25 protein-coding genes are annotated in these 21,724 nt (G+C 65.6%); 9 read left to right on the forward strand and 16 right to left on the reverse strand.

The window, feature by feature from the left end; all coding sequences use genetic code 11:
* The first annotated feature begins 5 nt into the window (after positions 1-5).
* A complete protein-coding gene (locus EV678_RS00860; protein ID WP_130458168.1) occupies positions 6-773 on the forward strand; it encodes an MBL fold metallo-hydrolase in 768 nt (255 codons plus the stop codon).
* A 94-nt stretch (positions 774-867) separates the two neighbouring features.
* On the opposite strand, the gene EV678_RS00865 is transcribed toward EV678_RS00860, so the two are convergent.
* The gene (locus EV678_RS00865) at positions 868-1,116 is read right to left on the reverse strand and encodes a hypothetical protein (RefSeq protein WP_083833950.1); all 249 of its coding nucleotides are present in this window, start codon (positions 1,114-1,116) and stop codon (positions 868-870) included.
* A 148-nt stretch (positions 1,117-1,264) separates the two neighbouring features.
* On the reverse strand, positions 1,265-1,738 hold the full coding sequence (locus tag EV678_RS00870) for a DUF7931 domain-containing protein (protein ID WP_130458169.1): 474 nt from the start codon (positions 1,736-1,738) through the stop codon (positions 1,265-1,267).
* A gap of 123 nt (positions 1,739-1,861) precedes the next feature.
* Between EV678_RS00870 and rlmD the strand changes: the two genes are divergently transcribed.
* The gene (gene rlmD, locus EV678_RS00875) at positions 1,862-3,157 is read left to right on the forward strand and encodes a 23S rRNA (uracil(1939)-C(5))-methyltransferase RlmD (protein WP_130458170.1); all 1,296 of its coding nucleotides are present in this window, start codon (positions 1,862-1,864) and stop codon (positions 3,155-3,157) included.
* Positions 3,158-3,325: 168 nt separating this feature from the next.
* Here rlmD and cysN read toward each other — a convergent pair whose 3' ends face one another.
* Genes cysN through EV678_RS00905 form a run of 6 tightly spaced genes read right to left on the reverse strand, consistent with a single transcriptional unit; the run spans position 3,326 to position 9,331 of the window.
* Positions 3,326-4,600 (reverse strand): sulfate adenylyltransferase subunit CysN, encoded by a 1,275-nt coding sequence (gene cysN, locus EV678_RS00880; RefSeq protein ID WP_130458171.1) that lies wholly within the window; start codon positions 4,598-4,600, stop codon positions 3,326-3,328.
* Positions 4,600-5,535 (reverse strand): sulfate adenylyltransferase subunit CysD, encoded by a 936-nt coding sequence (gene cysD / locus EV678_RS00885; protein WP_014237053.1) that lies wholly within the window; start codon positions 5,533-5,535, stop codon positions 4,600-4,602. The genes cysN and cysD overlap by 1 nt, the downstream gene beginning before the upstream one ends.
* Positions 5,536-5,590: 55 nt before the next feature.
* Positions 5,591-6,313 carry a phosphoadenylyl-sulfate reductase gene (locus tag EV678_RS00890; protein WP_130458172.1) on the reverse strand — a complete coding sequence of 241 codons (723 nt, stop codon included), beginning with the start codon at positions 6,311-6,313 and terminating at the stop codon, positions 5,591-5,593.
* Positions 6,310-6,828 carry a DUF934 domain-containing protein gene (locus EV678_RS00895; RefSeq protein WP_130458173.1) on the reverse strand — a complete coding sequence of 173 codons (519 nt, stop codon included), beginning with the start codon at positions 6,826-6,828 and terminating at the stop codon, positions 6,310-6,312. The genes EV678_RS00890 and EV678_RS00895 overlap by 4 nt, the downstream gene beginning before the upstream one ends.
* Positions 6,829-6,856: 28 nt before the next feature.
* Positions 6,857-8,533, reverse strand: a complete 1,677-nt coding sequence (locus tag EV678_RS00900) for a nitrite/sulfite reductase (protein ID WP_130458174.1) — start codon at positions 8,531-8,533, stop codon at positions 6,857-6,859.
* 24 nt (positions 8,534-8,557) lie between these two features.
* Complete coding sequence (locus tag EV678_RS00905) at positions 8,558-9,331, reverse strand: sulfite exporter TauE/SafE family protein (protein ID WP_130458175.1); 774 nt, start codon at positions 9,329-9,331, stop codon at positions 8,558-8,560.
* A 105-nt stretch (positions 9,332-9,436) separates the two neighbouring features.
* Between EV678_RS00905 and cysB the strand changes: the two genes are divergently transcribed.
* The 7 genes from cysB (at position 9,437) to EV678_RS00940 (ending at position 14,090) form a co-directional block, all read left to right on the forward strand.
* Entirely contained in the window at positions 9,437-10,411 is a 975-nt protein-coding gene (cysB, locus tag EV678_RS00910) for an HTH-type transcriptional regulator CysB (protein WP_014237058.1), read from the forward strand.
* A gap of 135 nt (positions 10,412-10,546) precedes the next feature.
* Entirely contained in the window at positions 10,547-10,930 is a 384-nt protein-coding gene (gene rpsF / locus EV678_RS00915) for a 30S ribosomal protein S6 (RefSeq protein WP_014237059.1), read from the forward strand.
* Positions 10,931-10,937: 7 nt separating this feature from the next.
* Entirely contained in the window at positions 10,938-11,294 is a 357-nt protein-coding gene (priB, locus tag EV678_RS00920) for a primosomal replication protein N (protein WP_232058863.1), read from the forward strand.
* Positions 11,260-11,538 carry a 30S ribosomal protein S18 gene (rpsR, locus tag EV678_RS00925; protein ID WP_014237061.1) on the forward strand — a complete coding sequence of 93 codons (279 nt, stop codon included), beginning with the start codon at positions 11,260-11,262 and terminating at the stop codon, positions 11,536-11,538. Before priB ends, rpsR begins: the two co-directional genes overlap by 35 nt.
* Before the next feature lie 15 nt (positions 11,539-11,553).
* Entirely contained in the window at positions 11,554-12,003 is a 450-nt protein-coding gene (rplI, locus tag EV678_RS00930; protein ID WP_014237062.1) for a 50S ribosomal protein L9, read from the forward strand.
* 142 nt (positions 12,004-12,145) lie between these two features.
* Entirely contained in the window at positions 12,146-13,579 is a 1,434-nt protein-coding gene (gene dnaB, locus EV678_RS00935; protein ID WP_043799125.1) for a replicative DNA helicase, read from the forward strand.
* Positions 13,580-13,598: 19 nt separating this feature from the next.
* Complete coding sequence (locus EV678_RS00940) at positions 13,599-14,090, forward strand: flavodoxin family protein (RefSeq protein WP_197739066.1); 492 nt, start codon at positions 13,599-13,601, stop codon at positions 14,088-14,090.
* Between the two features lie 179 nt (positions 14,091-14,269).
* On the opposite strand, the gene EV678_RS00945 is transcribed toward EV678_RS00940, so the two are convergent.
* The 8 genes from EV678_RS00945 to EV678_RS00980 all read right to left on the reverse strand — a co-directional run bounded on the left by EV678_RS00945 (position 14,270) and on the right by EV678_RS00980 (position 21,595).
* Entirely contained in the window at positions 14,270-15,481 is a 1,212-nt protein-coding gene (locus EV678_RS00945) for a transglutaminase-like domain-containing protein (protein ID WP_130458176.1), read from the reverse strand.
* A gap of 67 nt (positions 15,482-15,548) precedes the next feature.
* Positions 15,549-16,991 carry a PhoH family protein gene (locus tag EV678_RS00950; RefSeq protein WP_014237066.1) on the reverse strand — a complete coding sequence of 481 codons (1,443 nt, stop codon included), beginning with the start codon at positions 16,989-16,991 and terminating at the stop codon, positions 15,549-15,551.
* 22 nt (positions 16,992-17,013) lie between these two features.
* Complete coding sequence (locus tag EV678_RS00955) at positions 17,014-17,487, reverse strand: peroxiredoxin (RefSeq protein WP_014237067.1); 474 nt, start codon at positions 17,485-17,487, stop codon at positions 17,014-17,016.
* A 77-nt stretch (positions 17,488-17,564) separates the two neighbouring features.
* A complete protein-coding gene (gene murI, locus EV678_RS00960) occupies positions 17,565-18,350 on the reverse strand; it encodes a glutamate racemase (protein WP_014237068.1) in 786 nt (261 codons plus the stop codon).
* Positions 18,351-18,361: 11 nt separating this feature from the next.
* On the reverse strand, positions 18,362-18,706 hold the full coding sequence (locus tag EV678_RS00965; protein WP_130458177.1) for a RidA family protein: 345 nt from the start codon (positions 18,704-18,706) through the stop codon (positions 18,362-18,364).
* 25 nt (positions 18,707-18,731) lie between these two features.
* Positions 18,732-19,499 carry a hypothetical protein gene (locus tag EV678_RS00970; protein WP_130458178.1) on the reverse strand — a complete coding sequence of 256 codons (768 nt, stop codon included), beginning with the start codon at positions 19,497-19,499 and terminating at the stop codon, positions 18,732-18,734.
* A gap of 27 nt (positions 19,500-19,526) precedes the next feature.
* Positions 19,527-21,059: a fumarate hydratase gene (locus tag EV678_RS00975; RefSeq protein ID WP_014237071.1), complete on the reverse strand. Its 1,533-nt coding sequence runs from the start codon at positions 21,057-21,059 to the stop codon at positions 19,527-19,529.
* Positions 21,060-21,070: 11 nt separating this feature from the next.
* Positions 21,071-21,595: a TIGR00645 family protein gene (locus EV678_RS00980; protein WP_130458179.1), complete on the reverse strand. Its 525-nt coding sequence runs from the start codon at positions 21,593-21,595 to the stop codon at positions 21,071-21,073.
* Positions 21,596-21,724: the final 129 nt, after the last annotated feature.

The raw sequence follows: 21,724 nt of genomic DNA on the forward strand, positions 1-21,724 counted from the left end.
CCGCCATGCGCTTCGCCTCCCTGGGAAGCGGCAGCCGGGGCAACGGTCTGTTGGTCGAGTCCGGTGGCACGCGCGTGCTGCTGGACTGCGGCTTCTCCCTGCGGGAAGCCACTTACCGGCTGCAGCGCCTGGGGGTGGAGCCGGAAACCCTGGCCGGCGTGCTGGTCACCCATGAGCATTCCGACCATCTGGCCGGTGTGGTGCGCCTAGCTGCCAGGTTCAACCTGCCAGTGTGGCTGACGACCGGCACCGCGACCATGCTGTCGGAGTCCGAGTCCGCCTACGGGCAGCTACGGCGTATCGACAGCCAGCAGTCCCTGGCTGTCGGCGATCTGGAAATCCTGCCTTTCACCGTACCCCACGATGCCCGGGAGCCCGTCCAGTATGTCTTTGGCGACGGCAACCGGCGCCTGGGCGTGCTCACCGATTGCGGCAGCCTGACCTCCCACGTGCTGGAGGTATTGCAGGCCTGCGACGGCCTGTTCCTCGAATGCAACCACGATCCGGATCTGCTGGCTGCATCCGTCTACCCGCCCTTCCTCAAGCGCCGTATCGGCGGCAGCCATGGCCATCTGGCCAACGACGTGGCGGCGGAATTTCTGACCCGTTTGGATACTTCCGCCCTGCAGCATGTGGTGGCCGCCCATCTGAGCGAGAAGTGCAACCGGCCCGAACTGGCCGTGGCCGCCTTGAGCGGGGCCCTGGGCTGTGCAGCGGAGTGGATCGGGGTGGCGGATCAGGAAAACGGGGTGGGGTGGCGCAGCTTCTGCTGATGGGGCCTGGGGGAATTGATTCTCGCCCGGGGGAAAACAGGTAATAAAAAAGCCGACCCGGAGGTCGGCTTTTTTCTACTGCGCAACAGCGAGATTACTTCTTCTCGGCGGGAGCGGCAGCAGCTTCAGCGGGGGCAGCAGCGGCGGGAGCAGCAGCGCCTTCAGCGGGCTTGGCAGCGTCAGCAGCGGGAGCAGCAGCTTCAGCGGGGGCAGCAGCGGGAGCGGCCGGAGCAGCGGGAGCTTCAGCAGCGGGAGCCGGAGCGGCGACGACGGGTTCTTCTTTCTTGCCGCAAGCGGAAACGGCCAGGGCAACCAGAGCAGCAACGAGGAGAGAGTGCTTCATTGTTTATTCCCTATCAATTAGTGTGTGATCCAAACAATCCTGAGGCTGATCAGCCAGGGGGGGCTAATCAGGGCGGCATTATAGCAGTAAATTCAGCCGGGTATAGCCTGCAAGGCCCTTTTCTATACGCCTGGCATGTAACAGATTGTCACAGACCCAGGGGGGTATGGGCGACTGTGCTGCACCCTTCGGCCAGGATGGACTCGAAACGCTTGGCGTAGGGGTGGCAGGCCCGCGCATCGGCCTCGATGCATTTGCCCCGGGGCTGTTCCCGGTGGAAGCGCAGCAGGGCGTGCTCGGCATCGATCAGGACCATGGCGTCCTGCAGGTTGGCCAGGCTTTCCGGGGCTTGCAGCCAGGTGAAGGCGTGGCCGTGCTGGCGCGCCAGCTGTACCAGCCGGGGGCAGCCGGTCTGGCTGGGGCCGGGGTGCTGCAGCACCAGGGTCAGGCGGGTATTGGGGCGGCGCAGGAACTCCTGCAGCAGGGCGATCCGTTCCGGGCTTTCCAGCGGAAAACTGGACAGGTCGCCGTCGAAGATGCGGATGGACTGCTGCGCCAGGGGCAGCAGCTGGAGCAGGGCCGCATCCAGTTCGGTGCGGCTGGTGAGAAGGCGTTCAGGCATGGCGGGCTCCCGTGGAGTGCCTACCATAGCAACCACCATGGGGCGGCGCAACCGCCGCCGCCGGCTGTCTTTGCCTTTGCCGGCGCGCTGGTAGAATGGCGCCTTTTTTCGGGGGATGGGCCCATGCCTGTCGGCAAGATCGAATCCTTGGACCACGACGCCCGGGGCGTGACGCGCCTGGAGGGCAAGACCGTGTTCGTGGAAGGCGCCCTCCCCGGGGAAACGGTGGAGTACGCCCTGTTCCGGGAGAAACCCAATTACGCCGTGGGTGAGGTCAGCGCCGTGCTGCGCCCCTCCTGCGCCCGGGTTCCTCCCCGCTGTCCCCATTTCGGCACCTGCGGCGGCTGCAGCATGCAGCACCTGGAGCCCACCGCCCAGGTGGCGGCCAAGCAGCGCCTGCTGGAAAACAATCTGTGGCATCTGGCCCGGCTCAAGCCGGAGCAGGTCTACAACCCCATCTACGGCCCCACCTGGGGCTATCGCCACCGGGCCCGGCTGACCGTGCGCATGGTGGAATCCAAGGGGATGCTGGTGGGCTTCCACGAGAAGCGCAGCAGCTATGTGGCCGACCTGCATACCTGTCCCATCCTGCCGGCCCACGTTTCCGACCTGCTGGTGCCCCTGCGCCAGCTCTTCGTGGGCCTCTCGATCCGGGACCGGCTGCCCCAGGTGGAAATCGCCGTGGGCGAGAAGTGCACGGTCATGGTGCTGCGCATCCTGGAGCCCCTCAGCGGGGCCGACGAGAAGCTGCTGCGGGCCTTTGCCGACGAGCACGGCATTGTTTTCTTCCTGCAGCCCAAGGGACCGGCTTCGGCCTACCGCTTCCATCCCGTGGATGGTCCTGACCTCTCCTACCTGCTGCCGGAGTTCGGGCTGGAAATGCGTTTTTCCCCCACCGAATTCACCCAGGTCAATCCGGGCATCAACCAGATGCTCATCCGCCGCGCCATGCGCCTGCTGGACCCCCAGCCCGGGGAGCGCATCGCCGACCTGTTCTGCGGCCTGGGCAACTTCACCCTGCCCATCGCCCGCAGCGGCGCCCGGGTGGTGGGGGTGGAAGGCCTCAAGGAACTGACCCGGCGGGCCGAGGAGAATGCGGCGGCCAACGGCCTGGCGGCCAACGTTTCCTTCGGCGTCGCCAATCTCTTTGAATGCACGCCCAAGTCCCTCGGGGCCCTGGGCCATTTCGACAAGATGCTGATCGACCCGCCCCGGGAAGGGGCGGTGGAAGTGGTCAAGGCCCTGGGGGAGGATAGTCCCGGCCGCATCGTCTATGTCTCCTGCAACCCCTCCACCCTGGCCCGGGACGCGGCCATCCTGGTGCATCAGAAGGGCTACCGCTTCAGCGGTGCCGGCATCGTGAACATGTTCCCCCACACCTCCCACGTGGAATCCATCGCCCTGTTCGAGAAGGCATAGCCGCCAAAAATCAGGTGCCCCGGAAAGCAGAAGGGACGCCATTCTCCAGCTTGATGCTCTGGAGAATGGCGTCCCTCTTGTCTTTCAGGGTGCCTACTACTTCAGACCCATGGACGCCTCAATCTCGGTGTCCGCTGTGTCCTCTGTGGCTAAAAGCCCTTAACCCACTCAGCCGATCATCCCCGCGCCGATGGTGTTGTTGGTGCTTTCATCGATGACGATGAAGGCGCCGGTGGCCCGGTTCTGGCTGTAGGGGTCGATGAACAGGGGCTGGGCCAGCTTGAAGCTGACGCGGGCGATGTCGTTCATCTGCAGCTTGTCCGTGGCCTGCTGTTCCAGGGTGTTCACGTCCACCCGGTAATCGATGCTGGCCACCTTGGCCTTCACTTCCCGGGTGGTGTGGCGGATCAGGTAGGTGCGGGCCCGGTCCAGGGGCGTTTCCGCCAGCCAGCAGACGGTGGTGTCGATCTGCTTCACCACCTGGGGCTGGGCGGCACTGCGCACGATCATGTCACCCCGGGAGATGTCGATCTCGTCTTCCAGCAGCAGGGTCACCGATTGCTCGGAAACGGCCGCGGGAATGCTCTGGCCGCCGATCTGGATGTCCTTGACCCTGGTTTCCCGGCCGGAAGGCAGCACGGTGACGGCTTCGCCGACAGCCAGCTCGCCGGATTCGACCCGGCCCATGAAGCCCCGGTAGTCGTGCAGTTCCGGGTTGGCGGAATCCTGGGGGCGGCAGACGAACTGCACCGGGAAGCGGAAGGCTTCGGCCTGCTCGCTGTGGGCGCCGGGAGCGGCTTCGAGGATTTCCAGCAGGGTCGGGCCCTTGTACCAGGAAAGGGCTTCGCCCCGGTCCACCACCATGTCGCCGTTGAGGGCGGAGAGGGGGATGAAGCGCACGTCTTCGATGCCCAGCTGGGCGGCGAAGGCCAGGTAGTCGGCCTTGATCTTCTCGAACACGGCCTGGTCGTAATTGACCAGATCCATCTTGTTCACCGCCACCAAGAGGTGGGGGATGTTCACCAGGTGGGCCAGGTAGGAATGGCGCCGGGTCTGGGTCAGCACGCCCTTGCGGGCATCCACCAGGATGATGGCCAGGTTGGCGGTGGAGGCGGCGGTCACCATGTTGCGGGTGTACTGCTCGTGGCCCGGGGCGTCGGCGATGATGTACTTGCGGGTGCCGGTGCTGAAGTAGCGGTAGGCCACGTCGATGGTGATGCCCTGTTCCCGCTCGGCCTGCAGGCCGTCGGTGAGCAGGGAGAGGTCCACCGCTTCCATGCCGCGCTTCTGGGAGGTGCGCTCGATGGCGGAGAGGGTGTCGGCCAGGATGGTCTTGGTGTCGAACAGCAGGCGCCCGATCAGGGTGCTCTTGCCGTCGTCCACGCTGCCGCAGGTGAGGAAGCGCAGCAGGCCGTGATCTTCAATTTTTTCGGGGGCGGACATCAGAAATACCCTTCCTTCTTACGCTGTTCCATGGAGGCCTCGCTGGTCTGGTCGTCCAGACGGGTGGCGCCCCGTTCGGTGATGGTGGTGGTGGCGGTTTCGAGAACGATCTTTTCCACCGTGTCGGCGTCGGATTCCACCGGGGCGGTGCAGGAGATGTCGCCCACGGTGCGGAAGCGCACCTGCAGGTCGATGATTTCCTCGCCGGCCTTGGGCAGGTTGGTCAGCTCGCCGGAAACCAGGGGCACATTGACCGGGACGATGGCGCCCTGGCGCATCACCACCGGGCGGGTGTGGGCGAAGTAGATGGAGGGCAGCTCCAGGCCTTCCCGCTCGATGTACTGCCAGACGTCCATTTCCGTCCAGTTGGAGATGGGGAAGGCGCGGATGTTCTCGCCCTTGTGGGCCCGGGCGTTGTAGAGGTTCCACAGCTCGGGGCGCTGGTTCTTCGGGTCCCATTGGCCGAACTCGTCGCGGAAGCTCATGATGCGCTCCTTGGCCCGGGCCTTTTCCTCGTCCCGGCGGGCGCCGCCGATGCAGCAGTCGAAACCGAATTCCTCGATGGCTTCGAGCAGGGTCACGGACTGGTGCTTGTTGCGGGATTCGCCCTCATGCTTGAGCACCACGGTGCCGCGCTTCATGGAATCTTCCACGGAGCGCACGATGAGGCGCTCGCCCAGCTCGGCGGCCCGCTTGTCGCGGAATTCCACCACTTCCTGGTAGTTGTGGCCGGTGTCGATGTGCATCAGGGGGAAGGGGAAACGGCCGGGGCGGAAGGCCTTTTCGGCGATGCGCAGCATGCAGATGGAGTCCTTGCCGCCGGAGAAGAGCAGCACCGGATTGGCGCACTGGCCGGCCACTTCACGCATGATGTGAATGGCCTCCGCCTCGAGCCAGTCGAGGTGGGAGAGGGTTTGCTTGGTCAGAGTGGTCATTTTTCAGTACCGGGTCGCAACGTTTTCTAAGATCGGCAGGGTGGGGCGGTCGGGCTTACTTCTTGTGCAGCCCGCATTCCTTCGTTTCCGGATTCTCCCACCACCAGCGGCCGGAGCGGATGTCCTCGCCGGGGGTGACGGAGCGGGTACAGGGGGCGCAGCCGATGCTGGGGTAGAACTGGTCGTGCAGCTTGTTGTAGGGCACGCCATTATCCAGCAGATAGGCCCACACTTCCTTCTCGCTCCAGTCGGCCAGGGGGTTGAACTTCTCCAGGCCGTTGGCTTCGTCGAACAGGCGCACCGCCAGGCCGTCCCGGGTGGCGGCCTGCTGGGCGCGCATGCCGGTGATCCAGGCCTGCTTGCCGGCCAGGGCCCGCTGCAGGGGCTCCACCTTGCGCACGTAGCAACAGCCCTTGCGCAGCTCGATGGATTCGTAAAAGGCGTTGATGCCGTTGGCCCGCACGTATTCCTCGGTGAGATCGTGGCGGGGGTAGAAAACCTTCAGCTTCAAGCCGTAGTGCTTTTGCACGGCGGCCATCAGGTCGTAGGTTTCCAGGGGCAGGCGGCCCGTATCCAGGGAGAAGATTTCGATGGGCAGGCCCGCCTTGACGATGAGGTCGGTCAGCACCATGTCCTCGGCCCCCAGGCTGTTGGCGAAGGTGGCCGGGGAGAAGTCCCGGGCGATCTGGGCCAGCAGGGTCTTGGCGGCTTCCGCCTTGGCTGCGGTGGCGGCCCGCAGCTCGTCGGAGACGCGGAACTGGGCGGGAATGACGCTCATGCGGCCCTCCGGCGGAAGAGGGGCTGGGGCTGGTCCACCGCGGCCTGGTAGGGGGTCTTGAAGGTGTCGAAGAGGGTCAGGGCCTTGTCAGCGTCCTTGTCGGCGCGCAGGGCGAAGGCGTCGATGCCGCAGCGGGCCATGAGGAACAGCTGGTCCGGCAGCACGTCGCCGATGGCGCGGATCTCGCCCTGGTAGCCGTAGCGCTCCCGCAGCAGGCGGGCGGCGGAGTAGCCGCGGCCGTCGGTGAATTTGGGGAAATCCACGGCGATCACGGACAGCTGGGCCAGGTCGTCGGCCAGGCTTTCGGGACCTTCGCCGGCGGCCAGCCACACGCCCACCGGGGCGGCAGGGCTGGAAGCGGCCAGCAGCGCGGATTTCCGGGCATGCCAGACGGAGAGGGGCACCAGTACCGGGCCCTGGGGCAGGTCAATGGTGTCGGCCGTCTCGCCTTCGGCCAGGCGCAGCACGCTCCAGCTGTCTTCGACGACGGCGCGGTTCTTGATGATGCGGGTCATGGTCGTTCCTTTATTCCGTGTCGATGGGTCAGGCGGCTTTCTTGCCCTTGAGGCGGTCGCCGTACACCTTGTCCTTGAAGGGCTCCACGCCCAGGCGGTCCAGGGTGTCGATGAACAGCTCGTCCTCGTGGCGGTTGTCCAGGTAGACCCCGATCAGCTTTTCCACCACGCCGGCCACTTCGTCGGCGGGGAAGGAGGGGCCGATGACCTTGCCCAGGTGGGCGTTGTTGCCCTGACGGCCGCCCAGGGTGATCTGGTACCACTCCTCGTTGCCCTTATCCACGCCCAGCACGCCGATGTGGCCCACGTGGTGGTGGCCGCAGGAGTTCATGCAGCCGGAGATGTTGAGCTCGATGTCGCCGATGTCGTAGAGGTAGTCCAGGTCTTCGAACTTGGCCTGGATGGCGTTGGCGATGGGGATGGACTTGGCGTTGGCCAGGTCGCAGAAATCGCCGCCGGGGCAGCAGATCATGTCCGTGATGAGGCCGATGTTGGGCGTGGCCAGGGCGGCGGCCTTGGCGTCCTGCCACAGGGCCTGCAGCTCGTCCTGGCGCACGTCGGCCAGCACCAGGTTCTGCTCGTGGGTGACACGCACCTCGCCGAAGCTGTAGCGGTCGGCCAGGTCGGCCACCCGGTCCATCTGCACATCGCTGACGTCGCCCGGGGCGGTGCCCGGCTTCTTCAGTGAAAGGGTAACGGCGGCATAGCCGGGAACCCGGTGGGGGCGCACATTGCGCTCCACCCAGCGGGCGAAGGCGGGCAGTTCGGCCTGGGCCTGGACGAAGCCTTCGTCGATGGCCGGCAGCTGCGCGTAGGCGGGGGGATTGAAAAAGGCCGCCACCCGGTCATATTCGGCCTGGGTGATGGTGGCCGGGCCGCCCTTGAGGTGGGCCCATTCGGCTTCCACCTGCTCGGCAAATTTTTCCACGCCCAGGGCCTGCACCAGGATCTTGATGCGGGCCTTGTAGGCGTTGTCGCGGCGGCCGTAGCGGTTGTAGACCCGCAGGATGGCTTCGTTGTAGGTGAGGATGTCCTGCCAGGGCAGGAACTCGCGCACCACCTGGCCGCGGATGGGGGTGCGCCCCAGGCCGCCGCCGACGATGACGCGGAAGCCCACTTCGCCCGCCTCGTTCTTGCGGATGTGCAGGCCGATGTCGTGGAACCAGGTCAGGGCCCGGTCTTCCAGGGCACCATTCACGGCGATCTTGAACTTGCGCGGCAGGAAGGCAAATTCCGGGTGGAAGGTGCTCCACTGGCGCAGCAGCTCGCACAGGGGCCGGGGGTCCAGGATTTCATCGGCGGCGACGCCGGCGAACTGGTCCGTGGTGACGTTGCGGATGCAGTTGCCGGAAGTCTGGATGGCGTGCATTTCCACTTCCGCCAGTTCCGCCAGGGCGTCGGGCACCCGCTCCAGGGGAATCCAGTTGAACTGCAGGTTGTGGCGGGTGGTGAAGTGGCCGTAGCCCTTGTCGTAGTCCCGGGCGATTTTTGCCAGGCGGCGCAGCTGGGCGCTCGACAGCATGCCGTAGGGCACGGCGACGCGGAACATGGGCGCATGGCGCTGGATGTAGAGGCCGTTCTGCAGGCGCAGGGGGCGGAACTCCTCGTCCGAGAGTTCACCGGCCTTCCAGCGGCGCACCTGGTCCCGGAATTGGGCTACCCGTTCCTGGACGAGGGCGTGGTCATAATTGTCGTAACGGTACATCGTAGGGCCTCGGGCGAAAGAGTCTTAGTGGGCAATGAGTTTGGCGCCGATCAGCACCAGCATGGTGGCCAGGATGGGGCGCAGGATTTTATCCGGTACTTTGGCCGAAATGTGGCTGCCGACCCAGATGCCGGGCAGGGAGCCGATCAGCAGGGCCATCAGCAGCTGCCAGTCCACGCTGCCCATGAGCCAGTGGCCGGTGCCTGCCACCAGGGTCAGGGGCACGGCGTGGGCCACGTCGCTGCCGACGATACGCACGGCGGGCAGCTTGGGGTAGAGGAAGAACAGGGCGGCCACGCCCAGGGCGCCGGCGCCGACGGAGGAAATGGACACCAGCACCCCCAGGGTGGCGCCCACCGCGATGGTGATAGGCGTCTGATGCCGTTGCACGAAGGAAGTTTCGTGGTTCAGGGCGTAGGACTGCAGCTTCTTGCGGAAAATGATGGCACAGGCGGTGAGCAGCAGGGCGATGCCCAGGCAGAGGGAGATCAGGCCGGTGGTTTCCGGCCCCTGCTTGGGCAGGTGGGCCAGGATGTAGAGGGTGACGGCGGTGGCGGGCATGCTGCCGGCAGCCAGCAGGCCGACGATGCGCCATTCCACATGACCCTTGCGCGAATGCACCACGGTGCCGCCGGCCTTGGTGACGGCGGCGTAGAGCAGGTCGGTGCCGACGGCGGTGGCCGGGTGGATGCCGAACAGGAGCACCAGCAGGGGGGTCATGAGGGAACCGCCGCCGACGCCCGTCAAACCGACGATGGCGCCGACTACGAATCCAGAGAGGGTATACAGCCAGTCCATGGTGCGCCTTGTCGTGAAGTGGGGCGCATCGTAACAGCCGTTTATTGGCCTCAAAAGAATATCGTGCTACATTGATATAACCTAAAGTTATTAGCAGGCTATGTCATGAAGCTGCAGCAACTGCGTTATCTGGTCGAGGTTTCCCGCCGCGGACTGAATGTTTCCGAGGCGGCGGAAGCACTCTACACCTCCCAGCCCGGAGTCTCCAAACAGATCAAGATGCTGGAGGACGAACTGGGCATCATCGTCTTCGAGCGTAGCGGCAAGCGCCTCACCGGCATCACCGAGCCGGGCAAGGCGGTGCTGGAAATATCCAACCGCATCCTGCGGGAGGCGGAAAACCTCAAGCGGGTGGGCGAGGAATACGCCGGCGGCGATTCCGGCAGTCTGGTCATTGCCACCACCCACACCCAGGCCCGCTACGCCCTGCCGCAAGTGGTGAAGCGCTTCACCGAGCGCTATCCCCGGGTGCGCCTCAACCTGCACCAGGGCAGCCCGACCCAGATCGCCGAGTGGGCGGCCAACGGCGAGGCCGACATCGCCATCGCCACCGAGGCCCTGGACCATGTGCCCAACCTGGTGACCATGCCCTGCTACCAGTGGTCCCACTGCGTCATCGCCCCGGCCGGCCACCCCATCCTGGAGCAGGGTCCCCTGTCCCTCTCGGTGCTGGCCCGCTTTCCCCTCATCACCTACGATCCGGCCTTCACCGGCGGCGGCCGCATCAGCAGCGCTTTCGAGCGCCACGGCCTGACGCCCAATGTGGTTCTCTCCGCCATCGACGCGGACGTGATCAAGACCTACGTCACCCTGGGCCTGGGCCTGGGCATCATCGCCCGCATCGCCTTCGACCCGGAGCGGGACGGCCGGCAGAACGGCCTGGTGGCCCTGGATGCGGGCCATCTGTTCGAATCCAACACCACCCGCCTGGCCCTGCGCCGGGGAACCTATCTGCGCCGCTATGAATATGATTTCATTGAGTTGTTTGCGCCGCACCTGACGCGCAAGGCGGTGGAAAAGTCCATGGAAGGCGCCCTTTCCGGCGGCGCCGGCCGGGGCGAGGACGAGTACCAGCTCTGAGCTGTCGCCGCCGATTCTCCCGGGTTCGCGGTTTTCCTTGATTTTCCTTGGAAAACCGCGTTATACTCGCCGGCTTTCCAACCTTGCCCTACCTGCGAACGCATGGCGGAGGGCTGTTAGCCAAAAGGAGAATACATGCGCCATTACGAAATCGTATTTATCGTCCATCCGGACCAGAGCGAGCAGGTTCCGGCCATGGTCGAACGTTACCGTTCGATCGTGACCACCCGCAGCGGCGTGATCCATCGTCTGGAAGACTGGGGCCGTCGTCAGCTGGCCTACCCGATCCAGAAGGTTCACAAGGCCCACTACGTGCTGATGAACATCGAGTGCGACGGCGAGACCCTGAACGAACTGGAGCACTCCTTCAAGTTCAACGACGCCGTGCTGCGTCACCTCACCGTCAAGACCAAGGCTGCCGTGACTACTCCTTCCCCCATGATGAAGGAAGAGAAGTCCAAGTCCCTGCTCGAAGGCAAGGCTGAAGCCGCTGCCGCCGAAGCGGCCCCGGCTGCCTAATTAATCGTTGGCTGCTGCGAAGCTGACTGAAAACCGCGTTGTCATCACCGGGACGCTGATCGAACACAAACCCTTGCGTTACACCCCCGCCGGCGTGCCGGTGAGCGAAGGGCGCCTGCGCCACGAATCAGAAATGATCGAAGCCGGCCACCCCCGCAAGGTCGAATGTGAAGTCAACGTCGTTGCCCTGGGAACCACAGCCAAATGGCTGCAGGATGCCGGGCCCGGCAAGGCGGTAAGACTCGAAGGGTTTCTCGCCCTGAAGAGCAAGAACAGCCGGCAGCCCATGTTGCACGTAGAACGAATCGAATTTTTGGAAGGAAATGAAAATGGCTCGACCGTTTTTCAAGAAGAAGGACGATGACAAGAAAAAGCGCCGCGGTGGCGGCATGTTCAAGCGCCGCAAGTTCTGCCGCTTCACTGCCGAGAAGATCGTCGAGATCGACTACAAGGACGTGGACCTGCTGAAGGACTTCATCGCTGAAAACGCCAAGATCATGCCGGCCCGCCTGACCGGCACCAAGGCCCACTACCAGCGCCAGCTGGGCGTCGCCGTCAAGCGCGCCCGCTACCTGGCCCTGCTGCCCTACACCGACAACCACGTTTAATCGGGAGAGAGAAACATGCAAATCATTCTTCTGGAAAAGGTTGTTAACCTGGGTAACCTGGGCGACGTGGTCAAGGTCAAGGACGGCTACGCCCGTAACTACCTGATCCCCCAGCGCAAGGCCAAGCGTGCCACCCCCGCCGCCCTGGCTGAGTTCGAAGTCAAGCGCGCCGAGCTGGAAAAGGCCCAGGCCGACAAGCTGGCCGCTGCCGAAGCCCAAGCCGGTCAACTGAACGGCCTGATGGTCCAGATCAGCCGCAAGGCCGGTATGGACGGCCGTCTGTTCGGTTCCGTGTCCAACTTCGACATCGCCGAAGCCCTGGAAGCCCAGGGCCAGAAGGTCGAGAAGGCTGCCATCCGCATGCCCAACGGCCACCTGAAGGCCATCGGTGACTACCCCATCGATATCGCCCTGCACACCGACGTGATCGCCCAGATCACCGTCTCCGTCCTCGGCGAGCACTAAGCCACAAGCGCCCTGCGGGGCGTCTTGCACAAAGGCCTTGCAGGTTGATCCTGTAAGGCCTTTTTCTTTTCTGCCGTCGCTGCAACGGGCCCCAATGGGCGGCGGCAGAGTAGAATTGCCCTTCCTCGACATTGACCTCGCCATGAACAAGCCCCGTCGTTTCTCCCGCTCCGACCCTTCCGATTCCCCCATCGATCCGGCCCTGGCCCAGTTGCGGGTGCCGCCCAACTCCCTGGAGGCCGAACAGTCCCTGCTGGGCGGCCTGCTGCTGGACAACCAGGCCTGGGACAAGGTGGGCGACATGGTCGCCGAGGGCGACTTCTACCGGGACGAACACCGGCGCATTTTCCGCCAGATCCAGCGCCTGCTCTCCCTGGGCAAGCCGGCGGACGTGGTGACGGTGTCCGAGGCCCTGGATGCGGCCGGCGAGACCGAACATACCGGCGGCCTGGCCTATCTGGGCGAACTGGCGGCCAATACGCCGTCGGCCTCCAACATCCGCCGCTACGCCGAAATCGTGCGGGAGCGGGCCATCCTGCGCCAGCTGGTGACGGCCGGCGACGAGATCGCCTCCAGCGCCCTCAACCCCCTGGGGCGGGATGCCAAGACCCTGCTCGACGAAGCCGAGACCCGGGTTTTCGAAATCGCGGAAAAGGGCGCCCATTCCCAGCAGGGTTTCGTGCACATCAACCCCCTGCTCAACGAGGTGGTGCAGAAGATCGAGGAACTGCACGACCGGGACAATCCCTCCGACGTCACCGGCGTGCCCACCGGCTTCATCGACCTGGATTCCAAGACCTCCGGCCTGCAGCCCGGCGACCTCATCATCGTCGCCGGCCGCCCCTCCATGGGCAAGACCGCCTTCGCCCTCAACATCGCCGAATACGTGGCGGTGGAGCAGGGCCTGCCGGTGGGCGTGTTCTCCATGGAAATGGGCGGCGCCCAGCTGGCCATGCGGATGGTGGCGTCCCTCGGGCGCCTCGATTCCCACCGCCTGCGTACCGGCCGCCTCAACGACGAGGAGTGGTCCCGCCTCTCCATGGCCCTCGGCAAGATGCACGAGAAGCCCCTCTACATCGACGAGACCGGCGGCCTCAACCCCTTGGACCTGCGGGCCCGGGCCCGGCGCCTGGCGCGCCAGTACGGCGGCAAGCTGGGCCTGATCGTGATCGACTACCTGCAGCTGATGGTCTCCGCCAAGGCCGGCGGCGGCGAGAACCGGGCCACGGAAGTGTCGGAAATCTCCCGGGCCCTGAAGTCCCTGGCCAAGGAACTGTCGGTGCCGGTGATCGCCCTCTCCCAGTTGTCGCGGAAGGTGGAAGAGCGGACCGACAAGCGCCCCATGATGTCCGACTTGCGCGAATCCGGCGCCATCGAACAGGATGCGGACGTGATCATGATGATGTACCGGGACGACTACTACAACAAGGAAAAGAGCCAGTATCCGGGCCAGGCCGAAGTCATCATCGGCAAGCAGCGTAACGGCCCCACCGGCACGGTGCACCTTACCTTCCTCGGCGAATATACCCGCTTCGAGAACTGCGCCTTCCAGGGCAGCCGGGGTCCCGAGTACTGATCCTGGCGGGGCTCTCGGCGTGAAGACCCTGCTCGTCGTCTTCCACTCCCAGACCGGCGGCGCCGCCGCCATGGCCGAGGCCGCCGCCCGGGGTGCCGGCGACGAGCCGCTGGTGACGGTGCGCCTGTGCCATGCCGACAGCGTCGGCCCGGCGGACCTGCTGGCGGCCGATGCCTATCTCTTCGTCACGCCGGAATACCTGGGGGCCATGGCCGGCCGACTCAAGGATTTCTTCGACCGCAGCTACTACCCCGTCCTGGATCGTCTCAACGGCCGTCCCTACGCCGTCCTGGTGTGCGCCGGCAGCGACGGCCAGGGGGCTGCCCGGCAGGTGATGCGCATCGCCACCGGCTGGCGCCTCAAGGCGGTGGCCGAGCCCCTCATCGTGTGCACCCGGGCCCAGACGCCGGAGGCCATTCTGGCTCCCAAGATTCTGGCGGCGGACGATCTGGACCGCTGCGCCGAAGTGGGTGCCGCCCTGGCGGCAGGCCTGGCCCTCGGCATCTACTGAAGGCCGCACCGGGACGGCGGGCCGCTCCGCTGCCTCCCCGGGAGCAATGGGGCGGCGCTGTTCCGGCCATATTCCCGTAGATATAGAAAAGACGCCATTCTCCGCCGCATGTGCCTGGAGAATGGCGTCTTTATTGCCTTCCATGGCTTCCCCTGGTGGGAGGGAAGCGTCTACCGGGACTAGCCCTCGCTGGGACGGGCTTCCAGGCTGATGCTGCCCTGGCGGCCCAGCAGGCGCACGCTGCCGTCCCGCTCCACCTGGGCCAGCAGGGGCCGGTCCACCACCGGCAGGGATTCGCCGGGGCCCTGGGGCAGATGCACCCCGTCGGCACTGCTGTAGGCGGCCCAGTTCATTTCCCAGAAGCCGAAGAGACGCTTGCGCAGGGCGCCGCTGTCCCCGTCCTGACGCTGGGCCAGGGCCGCATCGGCCGGGTCCACCGGCACCCAGCCGTAGAAGGGGGCGTGGAATTCGGCGCGCCAGTGCTGGGCGGTGGAAACGTCGCCGCTGGCGCCCAGGCTGGGGGACTGGCGGGAAGGGCCGAGGCGCTGGCCGCTGACCCGGCGGGCGGGAATGCCGCAGGCCCGGCACAGGGCGACGAAGATGCCGGCCAGGCCGGTGCCGCCGTCGTTGCGGGCGCAGAGGGCGGCCTGGATGGACTCGGGGGCGCCGCTGCAGCTGATGCCGTGATCCACCACCCAATCGTAGATGGCCAGGGCCTGGGGCATGGGTTCCCGGATGCGGCCGGTGATGCGTTCGGCCAGCTCGGCCAGCACGTCCTGGGGCCAGGGGCCCAGGCTCTGCAGGTTCTGGTTGAGCACTTCCTCCGTCTCCGGCGTGGCGCCGCGGCGGGTGATGTCGAACAGGCGCTGGCGGGTGCCCAGGCGCAGCTTCAGTTCCAGGGTCGGAGCCCGGGTGCCGGCGGGCCATTCGGCGAAGAAGGTCAGCAGGCCGCTGTCCCCGTCCCGGCGCAGGCCGGCCTTGCCGTAGTTGCCCTGCCAGTCCAGGTCTTCCACCCGCTGCCAGTCGTTTTCCGAAGGTACGGGAATCCAGGCCCGCAGGGGCTGGCCGCTGTCCGGCGCGGCGACCTTGACCACCAGGTCGTAATGGCGCCAGGACTGCTGGCGCGGACGGGGCAGGGGGGCCGGGCGCATGCCGGTGACGTGGCCGGCGGGCGGCTGGTTGGGGGCGGAGGGACGCAGGTTGGCGGTATTGCCCCGGGCGTTGCTTTTGGCCGGAGCCGCCTTGGCGCCGGCCTTGCCGGCCGGCTTCTTGGCCGTCGCCTTGGCGGCGGGCTTAGAACTTGTATTGGTATTGGTTTTCTTGGCAGCGAGGACGCTGCCGGGAGCGACGGCAAGGCCGCCGGCAAGCGCGAGAAAGGCACGGCGCTTCATGCTCAGTCCTCCGGAAAAACTAAAGCCGCACCAGGTGCGGCTTTAGGGGGATGAAAACGTGGAAAAATTATAGCACTTCGGCCGCGTGGTCAGCCAAGCGGGAACGCTCGCCCCGTTGCAGGGTGATGTGGCCGGAGTGGGTCCAGCCCTTGAAGCGGTCCACCACGTAGGTGAGGCCGGAGGAACCCTCGGTCAGGTAGGGCGTGTCGATCTGGGCGATGTTGCCCAGGCAGACCACCTTGGTGCCCGGGCCGGCCCGGGTGATGAGGGTCTTCATCTGCTTCGGCGTCAGGTTCTGGGCCTCGTCGATGATCAGGTACTTGTTGATGAAGGTGCGGCCCCGCATGAAGTTGAGGGACTTGACCTTGATGCGGCTGCGGATCAGGTCCCGGGTGGCGGCCCGGCCCCAGTCGCCGGCCTCGTCGTCGGTCTTGTTGAGCACGTCCAGGTTGTCCTCCAGGGCGCCCATCCAGGGGGCCATCTTCTCCTCCTCGGTGCCGGGCAGAAAGCCGATGTCCTCGCCTACCGGCACCGTCACCCGGGTCATGATGATCTCCGAGTACTGCTTGGTCTCCAGCACCTGGGTCAGGCCCGCGGCCAGGGTCAGCAGGGTCTTGCCGGTGCCGGCCTGGCCCAGCAGGGTGATGAAATCCACCTCCGGGTCCATCAGCAGGTTGAGGGCGAAATTCTGTTCCCGGTTGCGGGCGGTGATGCCCCAGACGTTGTTCTTGGGGTGGGTGAAGTCGATCAGGGTTTCCAGCTCGGCGCTCTTGCCGGAAACGTTGCGCACCAGGGCGTAGAGGGGCTGGGGACCTTCCTGGTAGACGAATTCGTTGACCAGCAGGTGGGAGCAGAGGGGCCCCTTGATGCGGTAGTAGGTGCGGCCTTCCCGCTTGCCCGACTCCATGCCCTGGCCGTGCTTGTCCCAAAAGTCTGCCGGCAGTTCCCGCACGCCGGTGTACAGCAGGTCAGTGTCTTCCAGGACCTTGTCGTTGAAGTAGTCCTCGGCGGCCAGGCCCAGGGTGCGGGCCTTGATGCGCATGTTGATGTCTTTCGACACCAGGATCACCGAACGCTTGGGGTAGCGGCGCTGCAGGTGGAAGACGACGGCCAGGATCTGGTTGTCGTACTTGGAGGTGGGCAGGGCCTGGGGCAGTTCGGAACTGATGGCCTCGGTCTGCAGGAACAGGTGGCCGGTGGCCAGCTTGCTGGACGGGGTTTCCAGGGAAATGCCGCCCTCGATCTCGTCGCCGGCGTGGGCCAGGATGTCGTCCAGGGTACGGCTGGCCTGGCGGGCATTGCGGGAGATTTCCGACATGCCCTTCTTGTTGTTGTCCAGTTCCTCCAGCACCATCATCGGCAGGAACACGTCGTGTTCCTCGAAGCGGAAAAGGCTGGTGGGATCGTGCATCAGCACGTTGGTGTCGAGGACGAAAATCTTGCAGCGGGAAGAGGCGGTGGAGGAAGAGGAAGCTACCGTTTTGCTGCTCGCGGCGGGTTTGCGGGCCATGGGGCGTCCTGTCGGTCGAGGGTCAGAGGGATGTGACGAAATCGAGTACTTCCTGGGCGTGGCCGGGCACCTTCACCCCGCGCCATTCCTTGCGCAGCTTGCCTTTGCCGTCGATGACGAAGGTGCTGCGCTCGATGCCCCTTACCTGTTTCCCATACATGTTTTTCAATTTCATGACACCGAACAGGGAACACAGGGTTTCGTCCGGATCGGAGATCAGGTCGAAGGGCAGGTTCTGCTTGGTACGGAAGTTTTCGTGGGACTTGAGGGAATCCCGGGACACCCCGAGGACCAGGGCGCCGGCGGCGACGAATTGCGGGTGCAGGTCGCGGAACTGCTGGGCTTCGGTGGTACAGCCGGGGGTGCTGTCCTTGGGGTAGAAGTAGAGGACGACGGTCTTGCCGGCGTGGGCGGAGAGGGTGAAGGGGCTGGTGCCGGTGGCCGGCAGGGAGAAGTCGGGAACGCTGCTGTCGGGGGAGAGGGGGGTATCGGCCATATTGGAGCTCCGTGGTTTTTTGTCCATTGTTGGAGCAAACCCGGGAGCGGGTCAAGGCCGCCAGGGGCTGACGGGGCTCAGACCCGGGCCAGCAGTTCCTCGCCGCGGCAGCGTTCGGCCAGCCAGCCCAGGCCCAGTCCGGCCAGACTGGCGTGCAGCTGTTCCGGCCGGGCCGTGGCCTGCAACAGCAGCCGGCCCTGGCCCTGGGCCGAAGCGCCGGCCAGGCGCTGGGCCTGGCGGGCCACCGCCTCGGCCACGTCCACCAGCTGGGCGCGGCCGGCCACCAGGGGCGCCAGCAGGGGGGTGAGGAAGGAATAGTGGGTACAGCCCAGGACCAGCTGATCGGCGCCGGCATCCAGCAGCCGCTGCATCTTGAGGCGGACTTCGGCGACGAATTCGGGGGTCTGCAGGTCCCGGCTCTCGACCCGGGTGGCCCAGCCGGGGCAGGGCTCCACCAGCACGTCGACACCGTCGGCATGGTCCCGGATGAGGCGGGCCAGGCGTTCGCTGCGGGCGGTGGATTCGGTGGCGAGGACGGCGATGCGGCGGCTGCGGCTGGCCTTGGCCGCCGGCTTGACCCCGGGCTCGACGCCGACCACCGGGATGTGGGGCAGGGCGGCGCGCAGCATCTGCACGGCAGCGGCGGTGGCGGTGTTGCAGGCGACGACGATGAGGCCGCAGTCCTGTTCCGCCAGATGGTGGCCGATGGCCAGCACCCGGCCTTGGATGAAGGCGTCGCTGCGCGGCCCGTAGGGCACGTGGGCGGTATCCGCCAGGTAGGTGAGGTCTGCCGTGGGCAGGCTGCGGGCGATGGCGGCCAGGACCGAGAGGCCGCCGATGCCGCTGTCGAAGATGCCGATCATGGCGGGGGATTTTACCGCGCCGCGACCACCACCAGTTCCACTTTATAGCCGGGCTTGGCCAGGCGGGCCTGGACGCAGGCCCGGGAAGGGGCGCTGCCGGCGGGCAGCCAGGCATCCCAGACCTCGTTCATGGCATCGTAGTCGGCCATGTCGGCCAGATAGATGGTGACCTGCAGCAGGCGGCTCTTGTCGCTGCCGGTCCTGGCCAGCAACTGCTCGATGCTGGCCAGGATTTCCCGGGTCTGGGTGGCGGCATCAGCCTCCAGGGTCTGGGCCACTTCCACCAGGTAGATGGTGTCGTTGTGGATCACCACGTCGGAGTAGCGGGGCGTGCTACCGAAGCGTTCGATGGGCATGGGATGTTTCCGAAAAAGGTGAGGACTATCGGCGCCAGCCGATTTCCCGGGCACTGGCGGGGCCCACCAGGGTTTCATCCAGGGAGTCGGGAATGCGGGCCCGGTCGGGGCCGAGGGGGAGGCGGCCGGCCATCAGTTCGGCTTCGCTCTGGGGATAGCGCGGTTCCTGGAACGGCGCGGCATAGCCGTCGGGATGCAGGGGCAGGCCGGTGGCCATGTCGTACTTGTCGCTGGCACCCAGGGTATGTAGCAGCTCATGGGCAGCGACGACGTGGTTCTGGGCCGTCTGGCGCGGGTCGGCAAAGAGATGCACGACGCCCAGCATGCCCTTCTCCAGGCCGCTGGAATGGGGCACCCGGGGGGTCAGGGCCGGATCGTGATAGATCAGGTAGAGCCGTACCTGGGGCTTGGGGCTGGTGGGCGGAGAGTGCTGCCAGGCCCAGTAGCGCAGTTGCAGGCTCCACAGGATGCTGTCGAGCACGCTGCCGCCCTGGGGTCGGGGCGGCGGCAGCTGGCGGATTTCTCCGCCCAGGGTGATGTCCACCGGGCGCTGGGTGGTGACGCCGTGGCGCGCCGCTTCGCTGTTCAGGTAATCGCTGATGGGCTGGAAACTGTCCTCACCGAGGCGCTGGAGATAGCGCCGGGTGGCGGCACTGTCGTCGGCCGCCAGGGGATAGACGGCGACGCGCAGGGTGCCTTTCCATGCCGTGGCATTGGCCTTGGCATGCCAGGCGGAAAAGGCCACCGACGCCAGTACCAGCAGCAGTACGGCGATGCGTAGACGACGCCACATGGCGGTCGGTGGTCTTGAGCGGAGAGGTTAGGCTTTGACCGGGATCTTGCCGATCTTGACCTGCCATTCCTTGGGGCCGGTCTCATGCACGCTGGTGCCGGAGGAATCCACGGCCACGGTGACGGGCATGTTCTGCACCTCGAACTCGTAGATGGCTTCCATGCCCAGGTCGGCAAAGCCCACCACCTTGGCGCTCTTGATGGCCTTGGCCACCAGGTAGGCGGCACCGCCCACGGCCATCAGGTAGGCGGACTTGTTGTCCTTGATGGCCTCGATGGCGACGGGGCCGCGCTCGGACTTGCCGATCATGGAGATGAGGCCGGTCTTCTCCAGCATCATGCGGGTGAACTTGTCCATGCGGGTGGCGGTGGTGGGGCCGGCGGGGCCGACCACTTCGTCGCGCACCGGGTCCACGGGGCCCACGTAGTAGATGACCCGGTTGGTGAAGTCCACCGGCAGCTTCTCGCCCTTGGCCAGCATGTCGGCGATGCGCTTGTGGGCGGCATCGCGGCCGGTCAGCATCTTGCCGTTGAGCAGCAGCTTCTGGCCCGGCTTCCAGGAGGCCACTTCTTCCTTGGTCAGGGTATCCAGATTGACCTGGGTGGCGGCCTTCAGGTCCGGGGTCCAGGTCACGGCGGGCCAGTCTTCCAGCTTGGGCGGCTCGATCTTGGCGGGGCCGGAACCATCCAGGTGGAAGTGGCAGTGGCGGGTGGCGGCGCAGTTGGGCACCAGGGCCACGGGCAGGTTGGCGGCGTGACAGGGGTAGTCCAGCACCTTGACGTCGAGCACGGTGGTGAGGCCGCCCAGGCCTTGGGCGCCGACGCCCAGGGCATTCACCTTTTCGTACAACTCCAGGCGCAGTTCTTCGGCCCGGGTCAGCTTGGCGCCGCTCTTGGCCTTGTCCTGCAGATCATGGATGTCCACCGGGGCCATGATGGATTCCTTGGCCAGCAGCATGGCCTTCTCGGGAGTGCCGCCGATGCCGATGCCGATGATGCCGGGAGGACACCAGCCGGCGCCCATCTCGGGGATCTTCTTGAGGACCCAGTCCACCAGGTCGTCGGAGGGATTGAGCATGGCGAACTTGGACTTGGCTTCGGAGCCGCCGCCCTTGGCGGCGCAGATCACTTCCACGTGGTCGCCGGGAACGATCTCGAAGTGCACCACGGCCGGGGTGTTGTCCTTGGTGTTCTTGCGGGCGCCGGCCGGGTCGGCCAGCACGGAGGCGCGCAGGGGGTTGTCCGGGTTGGCGTAGGCGCGGCGTACGCCTTCATTGACCATTTCCTGCAGGCTCATGGTGGCGTCGTCCCAGCGGACGTTCATGCCGACCTTGAGGAAGACCATGCCGATACCGGTGTCCTGGCAGATGGGGCGGTGGCCTTCGGCGGCCATGCGGGAGTTGGTCAGGATCTGGGCAATGGCGTCCTTGGCGGCGGGGGATTCCTCGCGCTCGTAGGCTTCGCCCAGGGCCTTGATGTAGTCCAGGGGGTGGTAGTAGCTGATGTACTGGAAAGCGTCCGCGATGGACTGGATCAGGTCTTCCTGGCGAATGGAACTCATGCTGGGTTTCCTCAGTGCTTGGATTGGAGGTTGAGGGTCTGATTCATGACTTTGTCCGTAACGGCCATCATGAACGCGGAAACGACGAATACAGCGTGGATGCCCACCTGCCAGCCGAGGACCCGGTTGTCCAGCTGGGCGGCGTTGATGAAGCTCTTCAGCAGGTGAATGGAGGAAATGCCGATGAGGGCCGTGGCCAGCTTTACCTTGAGGACGCCGGCATTGACGTGGGACAGCCATTCCGGCTGATCCGGGTGACCCTCGATGTCCAGCTTGGAGACGAAAGTCTCGTAGCCGCCGATGATGACCATGATGAGCAGGTTGGCGATCATCACCACGTCGATCAGGCCGAGGACGATGAGCATGGTCTTGGCTTCGTCCAGGTGGGCAATGTCGGCCACCAGGTGGGACAGTTCCATCATGAACTGAACCACGTAGATGCCCTGGGCGACGATGAGTCCGAGGTAGAGGGGGGCCTGCAGCCAGCGGCTGGAGAAGATCAGGCGCTCCATATTGTTTTGGAATTTGGAATTCATCTTTGTGCGTTGCAAGGTTGTTGGAACCGTTGGGAGCGCGGATTTTAGCATGCCTAGGTGGCTGATTTTGGTGCTCTTTTATGCTGCGGCGCAGCGAGGAGGTGTAAGGGCACTGTAAGAAAGGGGGGG

It is taken from the genome of Azospira oryzae (assembly GCF_004217225.1).
Lineage (GTDB): Bacteria > Pseudomonadota > Gammaproteobacteria > Burkholderiales > Rhodocyclaceae > Azospira > Azospira oryzae.

Coding starts and splice junctions, on each gene's coding strand:
- EV678_RS00860 (WP_130458168.1), top strand. CDS start 6: ATGCGCTTCGCCTCCCTGGGAAGCGGCAGCCGGGGCAACGGTCTGTTG.
- EV678_RS00865 (WP_083833950.1), bottom strand. CDS start 1,116: ATGAAGCACTCTCTCCTCGTTGCTGCTCTGGTTGCCCTGGCCGTTTCC.
- EV678_RS00870 (WP_130458169.1), bottom strand. CDS start 1,738: ATGCCTGAACGCCTTCTCACCAGCCGCACCGAACTGGATGCGGCCCTG.
- rlmD (WP_130458170.1), top strand. CDS start 1,862: ATGCCTGTCGGCAAGATCGAATCCTTGGACCACGACGCCCGGGGCGTG.
- cysN (WP_130458171.1), bottom strand. CDS start 4,600: ATGTCCGCCCCCGAAAAAATTGAAGATCACGGCCTGCTGCGCTTCCTC.
- cysD (WP_014237053.1), bottom strand. CDS start 5,535: ATGACCACTCTGACCAAGCAAACCCTCTCCCACCTCGACTGGCTCGAG.
- EV678_RS00890 (WP_130458172.1), bottom strand. CDS start 6,313: ATGAGCGTCATTCCCGCCCAGTTCCGCGTCTCCGACGAGCTGCGGGCC.
- EV678_RS00895 (WP_130458173.1), bottom strand. CDS start 6,828: ATGACCCGCATCATCAAGAACCGCGCCGTCGTCGAAGACAGCTGGAGC.
- EV678_RS00900 (WP_130458174.1), bottom strand. CDS start 8,533: ATGTACCGTTACGACAATTATGACCACGCCCTCGTCCAGGAACGGGTA.
- EV678_RS00905 (WP_130458175.1), bottom strand. CDS start 9,331: ATGGACTGGCTGTATACCCTCTCTGGATTCGTAGTCGGCGCCATCGTC.
- cysB (WP_014237058.1), top strand. CDS start 9,437: ATGAAGCTGCAGCAACTGCGTTATCTGGTCGAGGTTTCCCGCCGCGGA.
- rpsF (WP_014237059.1), top strand. CDS start 10,547: ATGCGCCATTACGAAATCGTATTTATCGTCCATCCGGACCAGAGCGAG.
- rpsR (WP_014237061.1), top strand. CDS start 11,260: ATGGCTCGACCGTTTTTCAAGAAGAAGGACGATGACAAGAAAAAGCGC.
- rplI (WP_014237062.1), top strand. CDS start 11,554: ATGCAAATCATTCTTCTGGAAAAGGTTGTTAACCTGGGTAACCTGGGC.
- dnaB (WP_043799125.1), top strand. CDS start 12,146: ATGAACAAGCCCCGTCGTTTCTCCCGCTCCGACCCTTCCGATTCCCCC.
- EV678_RS00945 (WP_130458176.1), bottom strand. CDS start 15,481: ATGAAGCGCCGTGCCTTTCTCGCGCTTGCCGGCGGCCTTGCCGTCGCT.
- EV678_RS00950 (WP_014237066.1), bottom strand. CDS start 16,991: ATGGCCCGCAAACCCGCCGCGAGCAGCAAAACGGTAGCTTCCTCTTCC.
- EV678_RS00955 (WP_014237067.1), bottom strand. CDS start 17,487: ATGGCCGATACCCCCCTCTCCCCCGACAGCAGCGTTCCCGACTTCTCC.
- murI (WP_014237068.1), bottom strand. CDS start 18,350: ATGATCGGCATCTTCGACAGCGGCATCGGCGGCCTCTCGGTCCTGGCC.
- EV678_RS00965 (WP_130458177.1), bottom strand. CDS start 18,706: ATGCCCATCGAACGCTTCGGTAGCACGCCCCGCTACTCCGACGTGGTG.
- EV678_RS00970 (WP_130458178.1), bottom strand. CDS start 19,499: ATGTGGCGTCGTCTACGCATCGCCGTACTGCTGCTGGTACTGGCGTCG.
- EV678_RS00975 (WP_014237071.1), bottom strand. CDS start 21,059: ATGAGTTCCATTCGCCAGGAAGACCTGATCCAGTCCATCGCGGACGCT.
- EV678_RS00980 (WP_130458179.1), bottom strand. CDS start 21,595: ATGAATTCCAAATTCCAAAACAATATGGAGCGCCTGATCTTCTCCAGC.